The sequence below is a fragment of the Cysteiniphilum sp. genome (genome assembly GCF_057495195.1).
The window spans coordinates 1-15,025 of sequence record NZ_JBXTEF010000035.1 but is presented as its reverse complement, the minus strand read 5'-3'; the positions used below and the strand labels follow the sequence as shown (position 1 = coordinate 15,025).

The following is a 15,025-nucleotide window of genomic DNA, read 5'->3' as shown; positions in this document are numbered from 1 at the left end:
AAACCCACTTACAAAAAGATCCCTATAAACCTATGTTTGCAAAAGGGGTGGCAGCCGTAGGCTGACGGGGTGTTTATAAAATCATAGTTTTTCTAAAGTGCGTAACTTCAGTAATAAATTAGTTTGTAATGGGTATAATTTGAATAAGCTTATAGCCCTATCTTCATTAAAAATAGCTGTAATACCCACATTAAATTAGCTATAACGTAGCGTTTTGACAAGGTATTCAATTTATTATCTATATCTTTATAAAAATATGATCTTATACCAATGCGCAACATTTAGCGCGGTATGACGTGAGTTTAAAAGCGATCATATGTAATAACATTTAAATATTAAAAAGGAGATTAAAAATGAGAAATTTAAATGCGACTGAATTGCAAGCTGTTGCCGGTGGTGCAGGTCTTGTTGATGGTGGTAATAAAGTAATCGATGGCGCAGGTCATGCTATTCATGGTGCGGCTACTTGGCTTTGGGATACAATAACTGGTGATAGTAAAGGTGCCGCTGCTGCCGCAAAAGAATTTAATGGTGGTGTTTCAGAAGCTGCTAATGGAGCTCATGAAATACATGACTCTGTATTTGGTAATAATACTAACGCTAACCCTAAAACACCAAGCACCAATGGCAATAACTCAGGTAGTGATTTTTAATTATTAGTTTGTTTCTTCCATACTCATCACAAGCCATAGCGTAAAGTTATGGTTGTGGTGAGTATATATCTTTGGATTATTATACAACTCATGAGTGAATTATTTCGCAAAGAAGCTTTAGATGCTAAGCGGCAAAAAACGTTTGGCAAAGCAACCAAAATACTGCCTATATCTTTAACCTTATGGTTATGCTTTTTTTTCCTAATTGGTGTGAGTTTAGCTGTATTTGTCTGCTTAGGTGTTTATTCAAAAAAACAAGAAGTGATTGGTTTCTTAAAACCTAACAAAGGCATTTTGCTGATTTATCCTCATACAACAGGCACGGTTAAGCATATTATGGTTAGTCAAGGGCAACGTGTTAATAAAGGGCAATCATTACTTACCATTGAGTCAAATAATAATGGTATTGATGGTATTGATTTAACGCAAGCATCCGAAAAGGAAATCAAGGATCAATTAGAGTTACAACAGAATATTGTTAAGAATCTTGAGTCAGAACTTGGTCGCATGCAAACACTATTGAATAATAATTATATTTCTTTCAGTGACTACCAAAAAAAATATACCCAACTATTAGATGCAAAAAATGAGCTGGATCAGTTAAAACGTCAACAAATAGATACATCAAGAAGCAAAGGATACACCATCACGGCACCAAGCAGTGGGGTTATTGCTTCTTTGAATGCTTTGCCTGGTGATAGCGTCAACTTACAAAAGCCACTGCTAAGTATCCTTCCTGAAGATAGTCAGTTAACTGCCGAGCTTTTTGTAACGTCACAAGCAGCAGGCTTTGTCCATGTTGGTCAAAAAGTACTATTAAAGTATCAAGCTTATCCTTATCAACAATTTGGTGTTTATGAGGCTGTTATTACACAAGTTGGCAAAACGATTATGACATCAGATCAAATCTCGGCACCGATTAAGTTAAATCAGCCATTTTATATTGTCACAGCTAAATTATGCTCGCAATACGTCTTGGTTTATAACGAGCCACATTTACTTCAATCGGGGATGTTGCTTGATGCACAAATAATCGGTGAAAAGCGCACGATTTTACAATGGATTTTGGATCCCATTTATAGTCTAAGAGGAAGTCTCGCAACATGAGCATATTAAATTTTAGTTTACGACGTTCATTACCTGTGATTTTGCAAACAGAGGCGGCTGAATGCGGTTTGGCATGTATTGCTATGATTGCACAATTTCATAAAAAACCAGTTAACTTAAGGGGGTTAAAAAGCAACTTTGATAGCTCAGCTGCTGGATTGAACTTTCAAAATCTGATTGATATAAGCACAAGCACAGGCTTTATGGCTCGACCATTGAAATGTGAAATTAATGAGCTTAAGTTATTACGTAAGCCTGCACTTCTGCATTGGGATTTAAATCATTTTGTTGTATTAAAGAAAGTAACCAAAAGCAAGGTTTTTATTCATGATCCTGCTGTTGGTGCTGTTACCATGAGCTTTGATGAGGCATCTGAGCATTTTACAGGCGTTGCTTTAGAGATAACCCCGCAAACCGAATTTAATCTTTTGGATGAAAGTAAATTAAAATTAAGACATTTTTTTAATGCGCTTCCAGGGCTAACAGGCGTGATATTTCAAGTTTTTATTGTATCAATAGCACTTGAGATATTTGCGATATTGTCGCCATTGTTTCTACAGTTTGTAACGGATGATGTGTTGGTTACAAGAGACTATCAGTTGCTTGAGCTATTGTGTATCGGCTTTTTTTTATTATTAATCATGCAGGTTTTCGCAGGATATGCCAGAAGCATTGCAGTACAATATCTCTCAGCACGATTAAATTTACAACTAAGTAGTAACCTATTTCAACACTTGCTGAAACTACCCATTCAATTCTTTGAAAAACGTCATTTAGGTGACATTATTTCACGTTTTGGATCAATGAAAACAATTCAGTCAAAAATAAGCACAGATATTATCGAAGGATTGCTAGATGCCATCATGGTGCTTGGTACATTTACTATTATGTTTATTTATAGCAAATTGCTGACGTCGATTGTCTGTATCGCGTTATTGATGTATGTGATATTAAGGATGATATCGTATCCTTATTTTCGGCGAATGAATGAAAAATCTTTGCATCTATCAGCAAAACAAAGCTCTATTTTCATGGAGTCTATTCGATCAATTTTGCCGGTTAAGGTATTTGCCAAGGAGCTTGAGCGACAATCACAATGGCAAACCAGTTATGTAGATACGGTTAATACCGGTATTCAGATCACTAAAATATCACTATATTATGGTTCATTTAGTCAATTAGTAAGTGGTATAGAGTATATCGTCATCATTTACCTTAGTGCTATTTCTGTTATGAATAATACGTTCTCTATTGGTATGATTATTGCCTATATTTCTTATCGAACACAATTTATTGCACGAGCAAAAAGCTTGATTGATAAAATACTTGACTATCGAATGATATATCTACATTTAGATCGAGTATCTGATATAGCGCTAGAAAAAACAGAAGTTGATATTGATAAAACAAGTATTTTAAACACACAGTTACAAGGACATATCACGGTGAAAAATCTCAGTTTCTCTTACTCTAACTATGAGAGAAGTTTATTTGATGAGCTTTCTTTCGAGGTCCATTCGGGGGAGGTGGTTGCGATTGTTGGTGCCTCTGGAATGGGTAAAACTACCTTGATGAAGCTGATGTTGCAGCTTATGCAACCTTCCAGTGGCGAGATACTCTATGATGATAAGGATATTCATAAAATAGGTTTAAAAAATTTTAGAACGCAAAGTGCAGCAGTGATGCAAAATGATGCGTTACTTAGTGGGAGTATTCTTGAAAATATTACATTTTTTGCGAATACGCCTGATCTTGAGTTTGCGCAAAAATGTGCACACTTTGCTTGTATTCATGAAGAAATTATAAAGATGCCTATGGGGTATCAAACGCTTATTGGTGATATGGGGAATATTTTATCGGGTGGTCAAAAGCAAAGATTATTGCTAGCAAGGGCATTATACGCCAAACCTAAAATTCTCTTTTTAGATGAAGCATCTAGTCACCTTGATGCAACCAATGAATCTTATATTAATCAGAATATAAAACGTCTAGGCATTACGGTGATTATGATTGCACATAGGCAAGAGACGATCAATATGGCAGATAGAGTGATTGATTTAGGGAAATTATAAGCAATTCGCTTGATTTTGAGACGAAGCCTTGCCTAATATCTTTAAAATCTTTACGCTTTATCTAACTTAAGCAGGTGTGATTAAGGTCAAGAGTACATTGCCTTGATTATGAAGACTTTGACGTCTTTCTTTTGCTTAGGGGTAAAATAAAAAAGTTAAGAAAATAAAAACATACCGTGTTGTTTAGGATAAATAACACGATCACTCAATAGGGGGAATGCTATTATGGAAATAAACACAATAATGTCAGAACAACAAGTCACTGCTTGCGTGGAGGATATGTTTGCATGTGATCAAAAAACAGCAGTCATGAATGAAATAAGCAAAAAATCAGGTAATGAACTTAAGGCTCTATCACCAACACTAAACTTCAAGCATCGCGAACTTCATAAGACACCGATGGCAGATAATAATTTTGAGCAATAGTCTTAACCAACCCACCTGCGCGCATTCATAAACAAGCGCATCCATGGTGAGTATTCAATATCTTTATTCTTCCAATCCGCAGGATACCATGACATTTGAACGAGCCTAAAGGCACGCTCTGGATGTGGCATCATAATGGTGGCACGCCCATCAAGTGAGGTAAAACTCGTGAAGCCATCCTCTGAGCCATTGGGATTTAATGGATAATGCTCGGTTGGCTTGCTATGACTATCAATATAGCGCATGGCTGTTTGTTCATTGGCAATTAAATGCTGTAAGTCATCTTGATGCTGATACTGTGTACGACCTTCGCCATGAGAGACAACAATAGGCATCTTTAAGCCTGCCATATCTTCAAAGATAATCGATGGCGTTTTTAATACTTCAACCATTGATAAGCGCCCTTCAAATTGCTCAGAAAGGTTACGCACAAAGCGTGGCCAGTGTGTGGCGCCTGGAATAATATCTTTGAGTTGTGAGAGCATCTGACAGCCATTACACATGCCAACAGTAAAGGTATCAGTGCGTGCGAAAAATTGCGCAAATTGCTCTAAAAGCTTTGGATCAAATAAAATGGACTTTGCCCAACCGCCACCGGCACCCAGTACATCACCATAAGAGAAACCACCACACGCAGCAAGCCCTTTAAAGTCATTAAGATTAATGCGCTTATTTTGTAAATCCGTCATATGCACATCAATAGCATCAAAGCCACTTAAGGTAAAGGCTGCTGCCATTTCGTTATTACTATTGACCCCTTGTTCACGTAAGATCGCTACTTTGGGTTTGCTCTCAAGGTTAAGATAAGGGCTGGCAATATTCTCTTTGCAATTAAACGATACTTGGGCAAAGAGTCCATGATCATTATGACCATTAATCAGATCATGCTCTTGATCAGCGCACTGTGCATTATCACGCATACGTTGAATCTGGTAAGAAGTTTCAGACCAAAGTGTTTGCAGTTCAGCGCGTGTCATACAGAAGACTTCATCAATATCGTGACTAATAATAAGCTTAGCATCATCGGTTGATGTATTTGGTCGCCCAATGGCATGCGCCTTTAATTGGAAGCTTGCAAGCACTTGCATTACGATGCTGCGATCAGTGTTTCTGACTTGAATTACCGCACCTAGTTCTTCATTAAAGAGTGCGGCATGAACATCATCACCAAGGGCATCAATATCAATATCTAAACCACACTTAGCTGCAAACATCATCTCGCATAGCGTAGTAAATAAACCACCATCTGAGCGATCATGATAAGCGCAAATCTTATCGTCTTTAACCAATTGATGAATGGCAGCAAAGAAGTTTTGCAAAAGCTCAGGTTCAATATCGGGTGTTTCATTGCCAAGCTCATTATAGCTTTGGGCAAATGACGAGCCCCCTAAGCGATTTTTACCTAAACCTAGATCGATAAAAATAAGGTCAGTCTCAAATGATAAGCGCAATTGTGGGGTTAATGTGCGACGAATGTCCTGTACAGGCGCAAAAGCCGTAGCAACAAGAGAAACAGGGGAGGTTACTGATTTTTCTTGATCATCCTCATGCCATTTGGTTTTCATCGATAAGGAATCTTTGCCAACAGGAATCGTTAGATCAAGGGCTGGACAAAACTCCATACCAACGGTTTTAACCATTTCATAGAGTCTGGCATCTTCGCCAGGGTGCGAGCATGCTGCCATCCAGTTGGCAGAAAGTTTAACATCAGATAAGTGATAGATATAAGCAGCAGCAATATTAGTAATAGCCTCACCAATAGTTATTCTAGCCGCCGCCGCTGGATTCATCATTGCTAGTGTTGGGCGCTCGCCCATTGCCATTGCCTCGCCATGATAATCTGTAAAGCTTGTCGCAGTTACGGCAACGTCAGCTACAGGCACTTGCCATGGACCAACCATTTGATCGCGTTGCGTCATACCACCAACCGTACGATCACCAATGGTAATTAGAAATTTCTTACTACCAACGGCAGGCAAGCGTAAAATACGCTTGACAGCATCTTGTAAATCGATACTACTATAATCCCAATTGCTATAAGCATTGGCAGTTGTGGTCACATTTTTCAATGTTTTTGGTGCCTTGCCTAACAGTAGTGATAGCGGCATATGAATCGGATCAATGCTCGAATTATCATCTTTTAAAATCAAAACTTGTTCTTCAGTTGCTTCACCGACAATGCTATAAGGGCAACGCTCTCGCTTGGCAATGTTATCAAAGGTAGTTAAATCATTCTCAGCAATAGCAAGTACATAGCGCTCTTGTGATTCATTGCACCAGATCTCTAGGGGTGATAAGCCTTTTTCAGCTACTTGAATTTTATTTAGATCAAAAATGGCGCCACGCTCGCAATCAGCAACGAGCTCAGGCAATGCATTGGATAAACCGCCCGCGCCAACATCATGAATGCTAATGATTGGGTTATTAAGTCCCATTGACCAACAGCTATCAATCACTTCCTGTGCGCGGCGCTCAATCTCGGCATTATCACGTTGCACAGAGGCGAAATCAAGATCTTCATTAGAGTGCCCAGAGTTAACCGAAGAAGCAGCCCCTCCGCCTAGACCAATCAGCATCCCAGGGCCTCCTAAAACGATAATCTTAGCACCGGCAGGGATTTTGCGTTTTTCGATATGCTCTTCTTTGATATTGCCATAGCCACCTGCAATCATAATCGGCTTGTGATAGCCCCAGAGCTCACCATTTACGTTTTGCTCAAAACTGCGAAAATACCCGCATAGATTGGGGCGCCCAAACTCATTGTTAAAAGCAGCTCCACCAAGAGGTGCCTCAATCATAATATCTAATGCTGAGGCAATGCGATCAGGTTTACCGTAAGGGATCTCCCACTGCTGGATATCATGAGGAATATTTAGATTGGATACAGTATAACCCGTAAGTCCTGCTTTTGGTTTAGCACCTCGCCCTGTCGCACCTTCATCACGAATCTCACCACCGGCTCCTGTGGCAGCACCTGGATGTGGGGCGATGGCAGTTGGATGATTATGTGTTTCAACCTTGATCTGGATATGAATAGGCTCGCGTTTGAAATGATACAGTCCATTATTATCACGCTGTAAGCGCTCGGCAGCATAACCAGCAATGACTGCAGCATTGTCATGATAAGCTGAGAGGATGTTTTCTTTGTGATGTTCATAGGTGTTTTTGATCATTGGAAACAGTCCAAGTGGTTGTGCTTGACCATCAATGATCCAATCAGCTTTGAATATCTTATGGCGACAATGCTCTGAGTTGGCTTGTGCAAACATCATCAGCTCAACATCATTAGGGTCGCGATTAAGGTTAACGAAACCATCATGCAAGTAATCAATTTCATCATCAGATAATGCCAAACCAAGCTCAAGATTGATTTTCTCTAATGCGCTACGACCTTCACTTAATAGTGGAATTGTTTGTAATTTACCAGCAGCATGGGTGCTGATAAATGGATTGGTATCTGCAATTAAGAAGCTAACGGTTTGCATCATACGATCATGTAACTTAGCAGCTAATAACTTTAAATCGTTCTGCGCTAAGGGTATTTGACTTTTTAAATAATAAACAATACCGCGCTCAATACGTGTGACCTGACTCAATCCGCAATTGTGTGCAATGTCGGTTGCCTTTGATGACCACGGAGAGATTGTACCTAAACGCGGTGTGATGATAATGGTTTGCCCTTGTTTATCAGTAAGCTGTCCTTTATCACCATAATTTAATAAAGCTGAGAGTTTATTTAACTCATCATTGTTTAATGCATCACTGTGCTCAATAAAATGAATATATTCCGCTTGAATCATCTCAATACGAGGATCAATCTCCTGTAATTTAGCTAAGATTTTTTGTTGATCAAACGAAGATAATGCGTCATTGCCAAAAAGTTGTAACATCTTTCTACTCGTGCAGAAGGTTTGTGTGCCCATATTCTGATAGATTTGTTGCAATTTATAAAGTGTAAAATGTGATTTTATTTATGAGTTGGAGTGATAAATGAACAATGTTTTTGTGGCTATGACTATATTCTAGCCCATATTGATTATTAAGCGTTGGCTGAGCGTCAGTCGAAGCCTCTAGTGATGCTCAGTACATCGCTTCGACTGATGCTCAGAGTGCGGTGAGCATTTGTGGGCGAATATTTAATCTGAGCTGTTGTTGCTTATTATAAACTCTTGCTAAAAATAATATGAATTTGGTATGTATTTGTATGTATATAACGATATCATTTATGCGTTTAACTATTGTCTTTATTAAAAGGGGGATGAACTGTGGTGAATAAAAGAAAACAATGGGTAACTGGGTTGCAAACGATGGTAGCAGTAGCTATTGGCGCTATGTCAATACAATCTTCTTTTGCCAACGTTGTCGCAAACAATATGATGACGGATAGCTTCTGGCAAACACAAAAGAAAGGGGCGAATTTTTTTAGGCAACATCCGGCATCACTTAAAGATTGGCAAGATGCTAAGCAAGTGGGCATTCAATTTTTCCGCATCCCGATAGATGCCTATCTGGGTTATCCGGTTAAGCTAGATAATATTACCCAACTAACCGCGTTTGAAATAAAAAGTTTTGATCAAAACTTAAAAGATGCGAAGATCACAGGTATTCCGATTATTTTGAGCTTCTTATCACTGCCTTTTTCAGTATGGAATCAGCAACATGGTAATCGTGATGATCTAAGATTATGGCAAGATAAAAAAAATTGGCAGGCAGCGGGAGATTTTTGGGCTGCTGTTGCTAAGCGTTATAAAGCGAATCCAAATATTGTTGCGTATAATATTCTCAATGAACCACATCCTGAAGTTTTAAAACTTAAAAATAGCAATAGTGCTATTTTTGACATTGATTTTACGAGCTACTACAAGAAAGTAGTTGGCACAAGTGAGGATTTAAACGCCTTTTACGAATACATGGTTAAGCGTATTCGTCATGTTGATCCTGATACACCGATTATTGTTGATGCTGGTTGGTACGCAGAGCCGCCTGCTGCGGATTACCTTAAACCTATTGATGCTAAAAATATCCTTTATGCCTTTCACATGTATGAGCCATATATCTATACCACGCGCAAAATCAACAATGGTAAATATGTTTATCCAGGAAAAATAGCGACGGGAAATAAAGCGTTTAGTGATTGGAATAAGGCAACACTTGAGAAGTTTTTACAGCCAATTGTTAACTTCCAAAAACGCTATCATATTCCAAGTCAGCAGATCATATTGGAGGAGTTTGGTGTTGATCGTATGACAAAGGGAGCCACTCAATACCTCAAAGATGTCGTGAGTATTGCCAATAAAAATAATTGGCATTGGGCGTTTTACAATTATCGTTCAGATGCATGGACTGGCATGAATTATGAGCTTGGGGTTAAACCAATGAAGTGGCAATTCTGGAAGGATGAAGAAAAAACCAATCTTTTCCCAAACCTTAGCTATGGCAAAGCCAATAAGTATTATGTTTATGATAAAAACAACCCATTGTGGCATGCGGTTATTGAGACGATGAGGAGTGGATCTTAATGCTATTTGCAGCAAATTGAGCACGCGCTTTAGCTGTTTCAATGTCTGTATCATATGCTAAAGCAACCCCCATGCGGCGTTTGCCGGAGATTTCAGGCTTGGCAAATAAGCGAATATCCGTATTAATCTGGGATAAACCTTCATTTAAACCAGTGAAGCTTGGTGCTTGTGATTGCCCTTCAAGTAAAATCGCTGCTGAAGCGCTTGGCATGCGTGTCTCAATATTAGGAATGGGTAATCCTAAAATAGCGCGTAAGTGCAGGTCAAATTCAGATAAATTTTGCGAGATAAGCGTTACCATACCAGTATCATGTGGTCGCGGGGAGACTTCATTAAAATACACTTCATCACCTTTGATAAATAGCTCAACACCAAAAATACCATGCCCACCTAATGCATCGGTGATGGTTTTGGCAATATGTTGCGCTTGGAATAATAAAGCATCACTCATCGCATGTGGTTGCCATGATAACCGATAGTCACCATCTTGTTGAATATGACCAATGGGATCGCAAAACGATGTGCCTTTATTGTGACGTACGGTGAGCAAGGTAATTTCATAATCAAAAGTGATAAATTCCTCAATAATCACTTTTTGCACATCGCCGCTATTACCACGCGAGCCACTTTGTGCATAGTCCCACGCAGCTTCAATCTCATCAAATGATCTAACAATTGACTGACCCTTGCCAGAGGAGCTCATCACAGGTTTTACAACGCATGGCACACCAATTGCTTGTGCTTTGATGAGGTAATCTTCTTTGTTATCAGCAAAGGCAAATCTTGAAGTAGGAAGCTTAAGCTTATCAGCCGCAAGTGCGCGAATGCCTTGGCGATCCATGGTTAGTTTAGTCGCTTGCGCACAAGGCACAATGCTAAAGCCTTGCTTTTCGAGATTGATAAGTTCATCCGTAGCAATGGCTTCAATCTCGGGCACGATATAATCAGGTGATTTCTTTTGGATCAAAGCATGTAGCGCTTTGGCATCTTGCATATTAATCACATGTGCCTCATGAGCAATGTGCATGGCGGGTGCATTTTTATAGCGATCAACAGCGATAATATAAATGCCAAGGCGCTGTGCGCTAATGGCGAATTCCTTGCCAAGCTCACCAGCACCTAAAAGCATGATCTTGGTTTGTAATTTAGTTAAAGCAGTACCTAATATTGTCATTTTGATTCCTTCAAACATTTTTCTATCAATAATGTCGCAACATGATAACAAAGGCTTAAGACGATGTGCTATGAATTTTATTAAACGAAAGTATCATTAGCTATGTGAGGTGATGGGCTTTTGCTTTTCATCTTATCTCCCTTTTAGTATGATGGACGCATGCTATATAAGTCCTTTTTGACATGTCTGATTTATCTTTTAAAAAAAATAACAACCATATTGAAATTCAAGAATATTATCAAAATCTTTGTGAGGAAATTAATCGTTATAATTATGCCTATCATACTTTAGATGCGCCTTTGGTAAGTGATCAAGTATATGATAAGTCGTATCAAGCGCTTGTTGAGCTAGAGACGCAATATCAGGATCTTTTAGATACTTCATTATCACCAACGAAACGTATAGGAAGCAAGCCGTTAACAGCCTTTGAAGTCATTGCCCATAAGGTGCCAATGTTATCGCTATCCAATGGTTTTGATAATGAGGATATTGCGGGGTTTTATAAGCGGCTAACAGAGCTTACACAAACGCATGAGCTAAGTTTTGAATGTGAACCAAAGTTAGATGGATTAGCCATTAGCATTCATTACAAAAATGGTGCTTTAGATTATGCGGTAACCCGTGGCGATGGTGTCGAGGGTGAAAAAGTAACTGAGAATGTCAAAACGATTCGTAATGTGCCTTTGCAATTGAAAGGTGATGATTTGCCTAAAGAGATTGAAGTGCGTGGTGAAATTGTTATTAATAAGCAGGATTTTCTAGCACTTAACCAAACTGCTGAGGCCCATGATGAAAAAGTCTTTGCCAATCCTAGAAATGCAGCAGCGGGCAGTGTAAGGCAACTTGACTCGCGCATTGCTGCCAAGCGTAAATTAAAGATGTATGCCTATGGCGTTGGTGCATATAGTGGCTTTGACTTACCACAAACCCAATATGAGTTAATGCAACAATTAAAGCTCTGGGGTTTTCAATTAACCGATGAGGTTGAAGTGGTGGAAGGAGAAGAGGGCTTACTTGATTATTACCAACGCATGAGTCATAAGCGTGCTGATTTGCCTTATGATATCGATGGTTTGGTCTATAAATTAAATCGTTTGGATTTGCAAACTAAAGCAGGCTTTATTGCCAAAGCACCACGTTGGGCATTGGCGCATAAATTTCCCGCTGAAGAAGTCGAGTCAGAAATTTTAACGGTTGATTTTCAAGTCGGGCGCACAGGAGCGGTAACCCCTGTGGCAAGACTTAAGCCAGTTGCCGTAGGTGGTGTGATTGTTTCAAATGCAACATTACATAATATCGATGAAATCAAGCGTAAAGATATCAAAGTGCATGATCGCGTGATTGTGCGCCGCGCCGGAGATGTTATCCCTGAAGTGGTGCGTTCATTGCCTGAATATCGCAATGCTAATACAACACAAGAGATCGTGATGCCCAAAGTGTGTCCTATGTGCCAATCAAGTATCGAGTATATTAACGATCAGGCAATTGCTCGTTGTACAGGCGGATGGCATTGCCGAGCACAACGCAAAGAGCGCATTAAGCATTTTGCTTCGCGCAAGGCGATGGATATTGATGGCATGGGCGATAAAATCGTTGAACAGTTAGTTGATAAAGAGCTAATAAAAACACCAGCTGATTTATATGCATTAAGTTTACCTGTTTTAAGTCAATTGGAACGTATGGGGCGTAAGTCATCATTAAATGTATTAGATGCTTTGGAAAAGAGCAAAACCGTGCTATTGCATCGTTTTATCTATGCTTTAGGTATTAAGGATATTGGTGAGGTGAGTGCCAAAGCACTTGCTAATCACTTTGGGTCACTAGAGGCGATTAAAAATGCCACCCTTGAAGAGATGATATCGATTTACGATATCGGTGAGGTGATGGCAAATCATGTCAAAGCTTTTTGGCAGGATCCTTTAAATATCGAACTTGTTGATATGCTGATTGCTGCGGGTATTACGATTATTGAGCCCAAGAAAGTTGCATCTGAAGTGACAGAAACTGTCGTTGGTAATCCTTTTTTTGGTAAAACCGTTGTAATTACTGGCAGCTTTACTGAGTTTACGCGCGATGAGCTTAAAGAGAAGCTTGAAGCATTGGGTGCTAAGTGTAGTGGCAGTGTATCAAGTAAAACTGATATTCTCATTGCAGGGGAAAAGGCCGGTTCCAAATTAGCTAAGGCACAAGCGCTTGGTATTAAAGTGATAACTGAAGATGAGCTACAAGTAAACTAATCAGTGAGATACTCCCCCTCACCCGCATTGCTACACAATGCGACCTCTCCCGCAAGGGGAGAGGTGATTAGGTTATTACTTTGTTGCAAAGGAAGTAGGATAATAACTGGCTTGAGAATTAAGTAAATATCTGTAAATTGACGTAAGAAATGATGTGTACTAATGGTTGGTGCTGTAATGATTAAATTATATTTGGTTACTTACCGAGGGTCACCTCTCCCCTCGCGGGAGAGGTCGGCAAGCTTTGCTTGGCGGGTGAGGGGGTGAATATTAAAGCTTTCCAAAAACACTTAAAAACTTCACAAACTGATGCTGAGGCTACGTTATGGTATCATCTTAGAAATCGGCAATTGTCAGGATATAAGTTCAGGCGTCAAGTGATTATTGGATCTTATATCGTTGATTTTGTTTGTTTTGAAAAAAGACTGATTATTGAATGTGATGGCGCCCAGCACAATGAAATTGACAAGCAGAAATATGATGCATCAAGATCAATGTATCTTAATGAACAAGGGTATCGAGTCTTGCGCCTCTGGAATCATGACATACTAAAAGAGACGGAAAATGTATTGGCAGAGATTTATCAAGCGTTACAGCAGTGAGATATCCCCCTCACCCGCATTGCTAGACAATGCGACCTCTCCCGCAAGGGGAGAGGTGATTAGGTCATTACGTTGTTGCAAAGAAACTAGGATAATAATTGGCTTGAGAAGCAAATATCTGTAAATTGACGTACGAAATAATGTACGCTAAACTTTGGCATAGGTTTTATTAATTAGTGAGGTTAAAGATGAAATCACTTAATGCAACACAAGCTAGAAAAGATATTTATCACTTGATTGATCAAGTAAATGTTGACCATCAGCCAGTCCAAATAAATGGTAAGAGAAATAATGCCGTTTTAATTTCAGAAGAAGATTGGAGCGCAATTAATGAAACACTTTATTTACTGTCAATAAAAGGAATGCGTGAAAGTATTCAAAAGGGATTAGCGACAGATATAGCTGATTGCTCAGATAAATTGGCATGGTAATGTATCAACTCTTTTATACTAAGCAGGCACTTAAAGATGCTAAGAAAATCAAGCTGTCAAACCTACATATAAAGGTTCAAACCTTGCTTGATATCATTAAAGAATCTCCTTATCAAAAACCACCAAGCTATGAAAAACTAATAGGTGATCTGGCGGGTACTTACTCTAGACGAATTAATATACAACATCGATTGATCTATGAGGTGTTAGAAGAGCAAAAAATAATTAAAGTGATCAGAATGTGGAGTCACTACGAATAATGATGACAGTAATAGAATAGGATGTTAATAAATAATGAAAATCGCGATATTAGGAAATGGGCAGCTGGCACAGATGATGATTGAAAGTGCTCGAGACTTAAATGTAACTATTGACACGTATCCTTTGCCAGCCATTGATCGCTATGGACAAAGTACGCCAGAGGAAATAAATCGTTGGCAGGAGAAGCTTCAGAGCTATGATGTTGTAACCTATGAGATTGAAAATATCTCAGTTGATCTATTGCAAGCAGTATCAAAAAAAACGTGTGTCTTTCCAGCGATTGAGGCCTTAAGTGTTGCTCAAGATCGGCTGTTAGAAAAAGATAATTTTAAACGACTTGATATTAATACTAATGATTATATGGTGGTAGATTCTTTCGCTGAACTTCAAAAGGCTGTCAAGTTATTGAGTTTGCCATTTATTACTAAGACAAGACGCTTTGGCTATGATGGCAAGGGGCAATATATTATTAAAACGCCTGAATGTTTAGAAAAAGCGTGGGAAGCTTTGGGAGAGCATCCACTGATTGCAGAGAGCTTTGTG

12 protein-coding genes are annotated in these 15,025 nt (G+C 39.1%); 10 read left to right on the top strand and 2 right to left on the bottom strand.

Features of this window, described 5'->3' with window-relative positions:
- The first annotated feature begins 353 nt into the window (after window positions 1–353).
- From ACY10D_RS03480 to ACY10D_RS03465, 4 genes are all read left to right on the top strand, one after another.
- Window positions 354–653 carry a hypothetical protein gene (locus tag ACY10D_RS03480; protein WP_486999389.1) on the top strand — a complete coding sequence of 100 codons (300 nt, stop codon included), beginning with the start codon at window positions 354–356 and terminating at the stop codon, window positions 651–653.
- 90 nt (window positions 654–743) lie between these two features.
- Window positions 744–1,760, top strand: coding sequence for an HlyD family secretion protein (locus tag ACY10D_RS03475; RefSeq protein ID WP_486999388.1), 1,017 nt, complete (start codon window positions 744–746; stop codon window positions 1,758–1,760).
- Window positions 1,757–3,832: a peptidase domain-containing ABC transporter gene (locus ACY10D_RS03470; protein ID WP_486999387.1), complete on the top strand. Its 2,076-nt coding sequence runs from the start codon at window positions 1,757–1,759 to the stop codon at window positions 3,830–3,832. Before ACY10D_RS03475 ends, ACY10D_RS03470 begins: the two co-directional genes overlap by 4 nt.
- A gap of 243 nt (window positions 3,833–4,075) precedes the next feature.
- Window positions 4,076–4,258, top strand: coding sequence for a hypothetical protein (locus tag ACY10D_RS03465; protein ID WP_486999386.1), 183 nt, complete (start codon window positions 4,076–4,078; stop codon window positions 4,256–4,258).
- 2 nt (window positions 4,259–4,260) lie between these two features.
- Here ACY10D_RS03465 and purL read toward each other — a convergent pair whose 3' ends face one another.
- A complete protein-coding gene (gene purL / locus ACY10D_RS03460; RefSeq protein ID WP_486999385.1) occupies window positions 4,261–8,148 on the bottom strand; it encodes a phosphoribosylformylglycinamidine synthase in 3,888 nt (1,295 codons plus the stop codon).
- Between the two features lie 378 nt (window positions 8,149–8,526).
- Between purL and ACY10D_RS03455 the strand changes: the two genes are divergently transcribed.
- The gene (locus ACY10D_RS03455) at window positions 8,527–9,777 is read left to right on the top strand and encodes a glycoside hydrolase family 5 protein (RefSeq protein WP_486999384.1); all 1,251 of its coding nucleotides are present in this window, start codon (window positions 8,527–8,529) and stop codon (window positions 9,775–9,777) included.
- Here ACY10D_RS03455 and purT read toward each other — a convergent pair.
- Complete coding sequence (gene purT, locus ACY10D_RS03450; RefSeq protein WP_486999383.1) at window positions 9,749–10,951, bottom strand: formate-dependent phosphoribosylglycinamide formyltransferase; 1,203 nt, start codon at window positions 10,949–10,951, stop codon at window positions 9,749–9,751. The two genes, ACY10D_RS03455 and purT, sit on opposite strands and share 29 nt — an antisense overlap.
- A 182-nt stretch (window positions 10,952–11,133) precedes the next feature.
- Between purT and ligA the strand changes: the two genes are divergently transcribed.
- The 5 genes from ligA to ACY10D_RS03425 form a co-directional block, all read left to right on the top strand.
- Complete coding sequence (gene ligA, locus ACY10D_RS03445; protein WP_486999382.1) at window positions 11,134–13,188, top strand: NAD-dependent DNA ligase LigA; 2,055 nt, start codon at window positions 11,134–11,136, stop codon at window positions 13,186–13,188.
- A 263-nt stretch (window positions 13,189–13,451) separates the two neighbouring features.
- On the top strand, window positions 13,452–13,790 hold the full coding sequence (locus ACY10D_RS03440; protein WP_486999381.1) for an endonuclease domain-containing protein: 339 nt from the start codon (window positions 13,452–13,454) through the stop codon (window positions 13,788–13,790).
- Between the two features lie 188 nt (window positions 13,791–13,978).
- Window positions 13,979–14,221, top strand: a complete 243-nt coding sequence (locus ACY10D_RS03435; RefSeq protein ID WP_486999380.1) for a type II toxin-antitoxin system Phd/YefM family antitoxin — start codon at window positions 13,979–13,981, stop codon at window positions 14,219–14,221.
- The gene (locus tag ACY10D_RS03430; RefSeq protein WP_486999379.1) at window positions 14,221–14,481 is read left to right on the top strand and encodes a Txe/YoeB family addiction module toxin; all 261 of its coding nucleotides are present in this window, start codon (window positions 14,221–14,223) and stop codon (window positions 14,479–14,481) included. Before ACY10D_RS03435 ends, ACY10D_RS03430 begins: the two co-directional genes overlap by 1 nt.
- Window positions 14,482–14,515: 34 nt before the next feature.
- On the top strand, window positions 14,516–15,025 hold a 510-nt coding region (locus tag ACY10D_RS03425), incomplete at its 3' end, for an ATP-grasp domain-containing protein (protein ID WP_486999378.1).

What these genes read in the sequence shown, in the direction of transcription:
- purT (WP_486999383.1), bottom strand. Translation starts at nt 10,951, where the DNA reads ATGACAATATTAGGTACTGCTTTAACTAAATTACAAACCAAGATCATG.
- ACY10D_RS03465 (WP_486999386.1), top strand. Translation starts at nt 4,076, where the DNA reads ATGTCAGAACAACAAGTCACTGCTTGCGTGGAGGATATGTTTGCATGT.
- ACY10D_RS03480 (WP_486999389.1), top strand. Translation starts at nt 354, where the DNA reads ATGAGAAATTTAAATGCGACTGAATTGCAAGCTGTTGCCGGTGGTGCA.
- ligA (WP_486999382.1), top strand. Translation starts at nt 11,134, where the DNA reads ATGTCTGATTTATCTTTTAAAAAAAATAACAACCATATTGAAATTCAA.
- ACY10D_RS03435 (WP_486999380.1), top strand. Translation starts at nt 13,979, where the DNA reads ATGAAATCACTTAATGCAACACAAGCTAGAAAAGATATTTATCACTTG.
- ACY10D_RS03430 (WP_486999379.1), top strand. Translation starts at nt 14,221, where the DNA reads ATGTATCAACTCTTTTATACTAAGCAGGCACTTAAAGATGCTAAGAAA.
- ACY10D_RS03475 (WP_486999388.1), top strand. Translation starts at nt 744, where the DNA reads ATGAGTGAATTATTTCGCAAAGAAGCTTTAGATGCTAAGCGGCAAAAA.
- purL (WP_486999385.1), bottom strand. Translation starts at nt 8,148, where the DNA reads ATGTTACAACTTTTTGGCAATGACGCATTATCTTCGTTTGATCAACAA.
- ACY10D_RS03470 (WP_486999387.1), top strand. Translation starts at nt 1,757, where the DNA reads ATGAGCATATTAAATTTTAGTTTACGACGTTCATTACCTGTGATTTTG.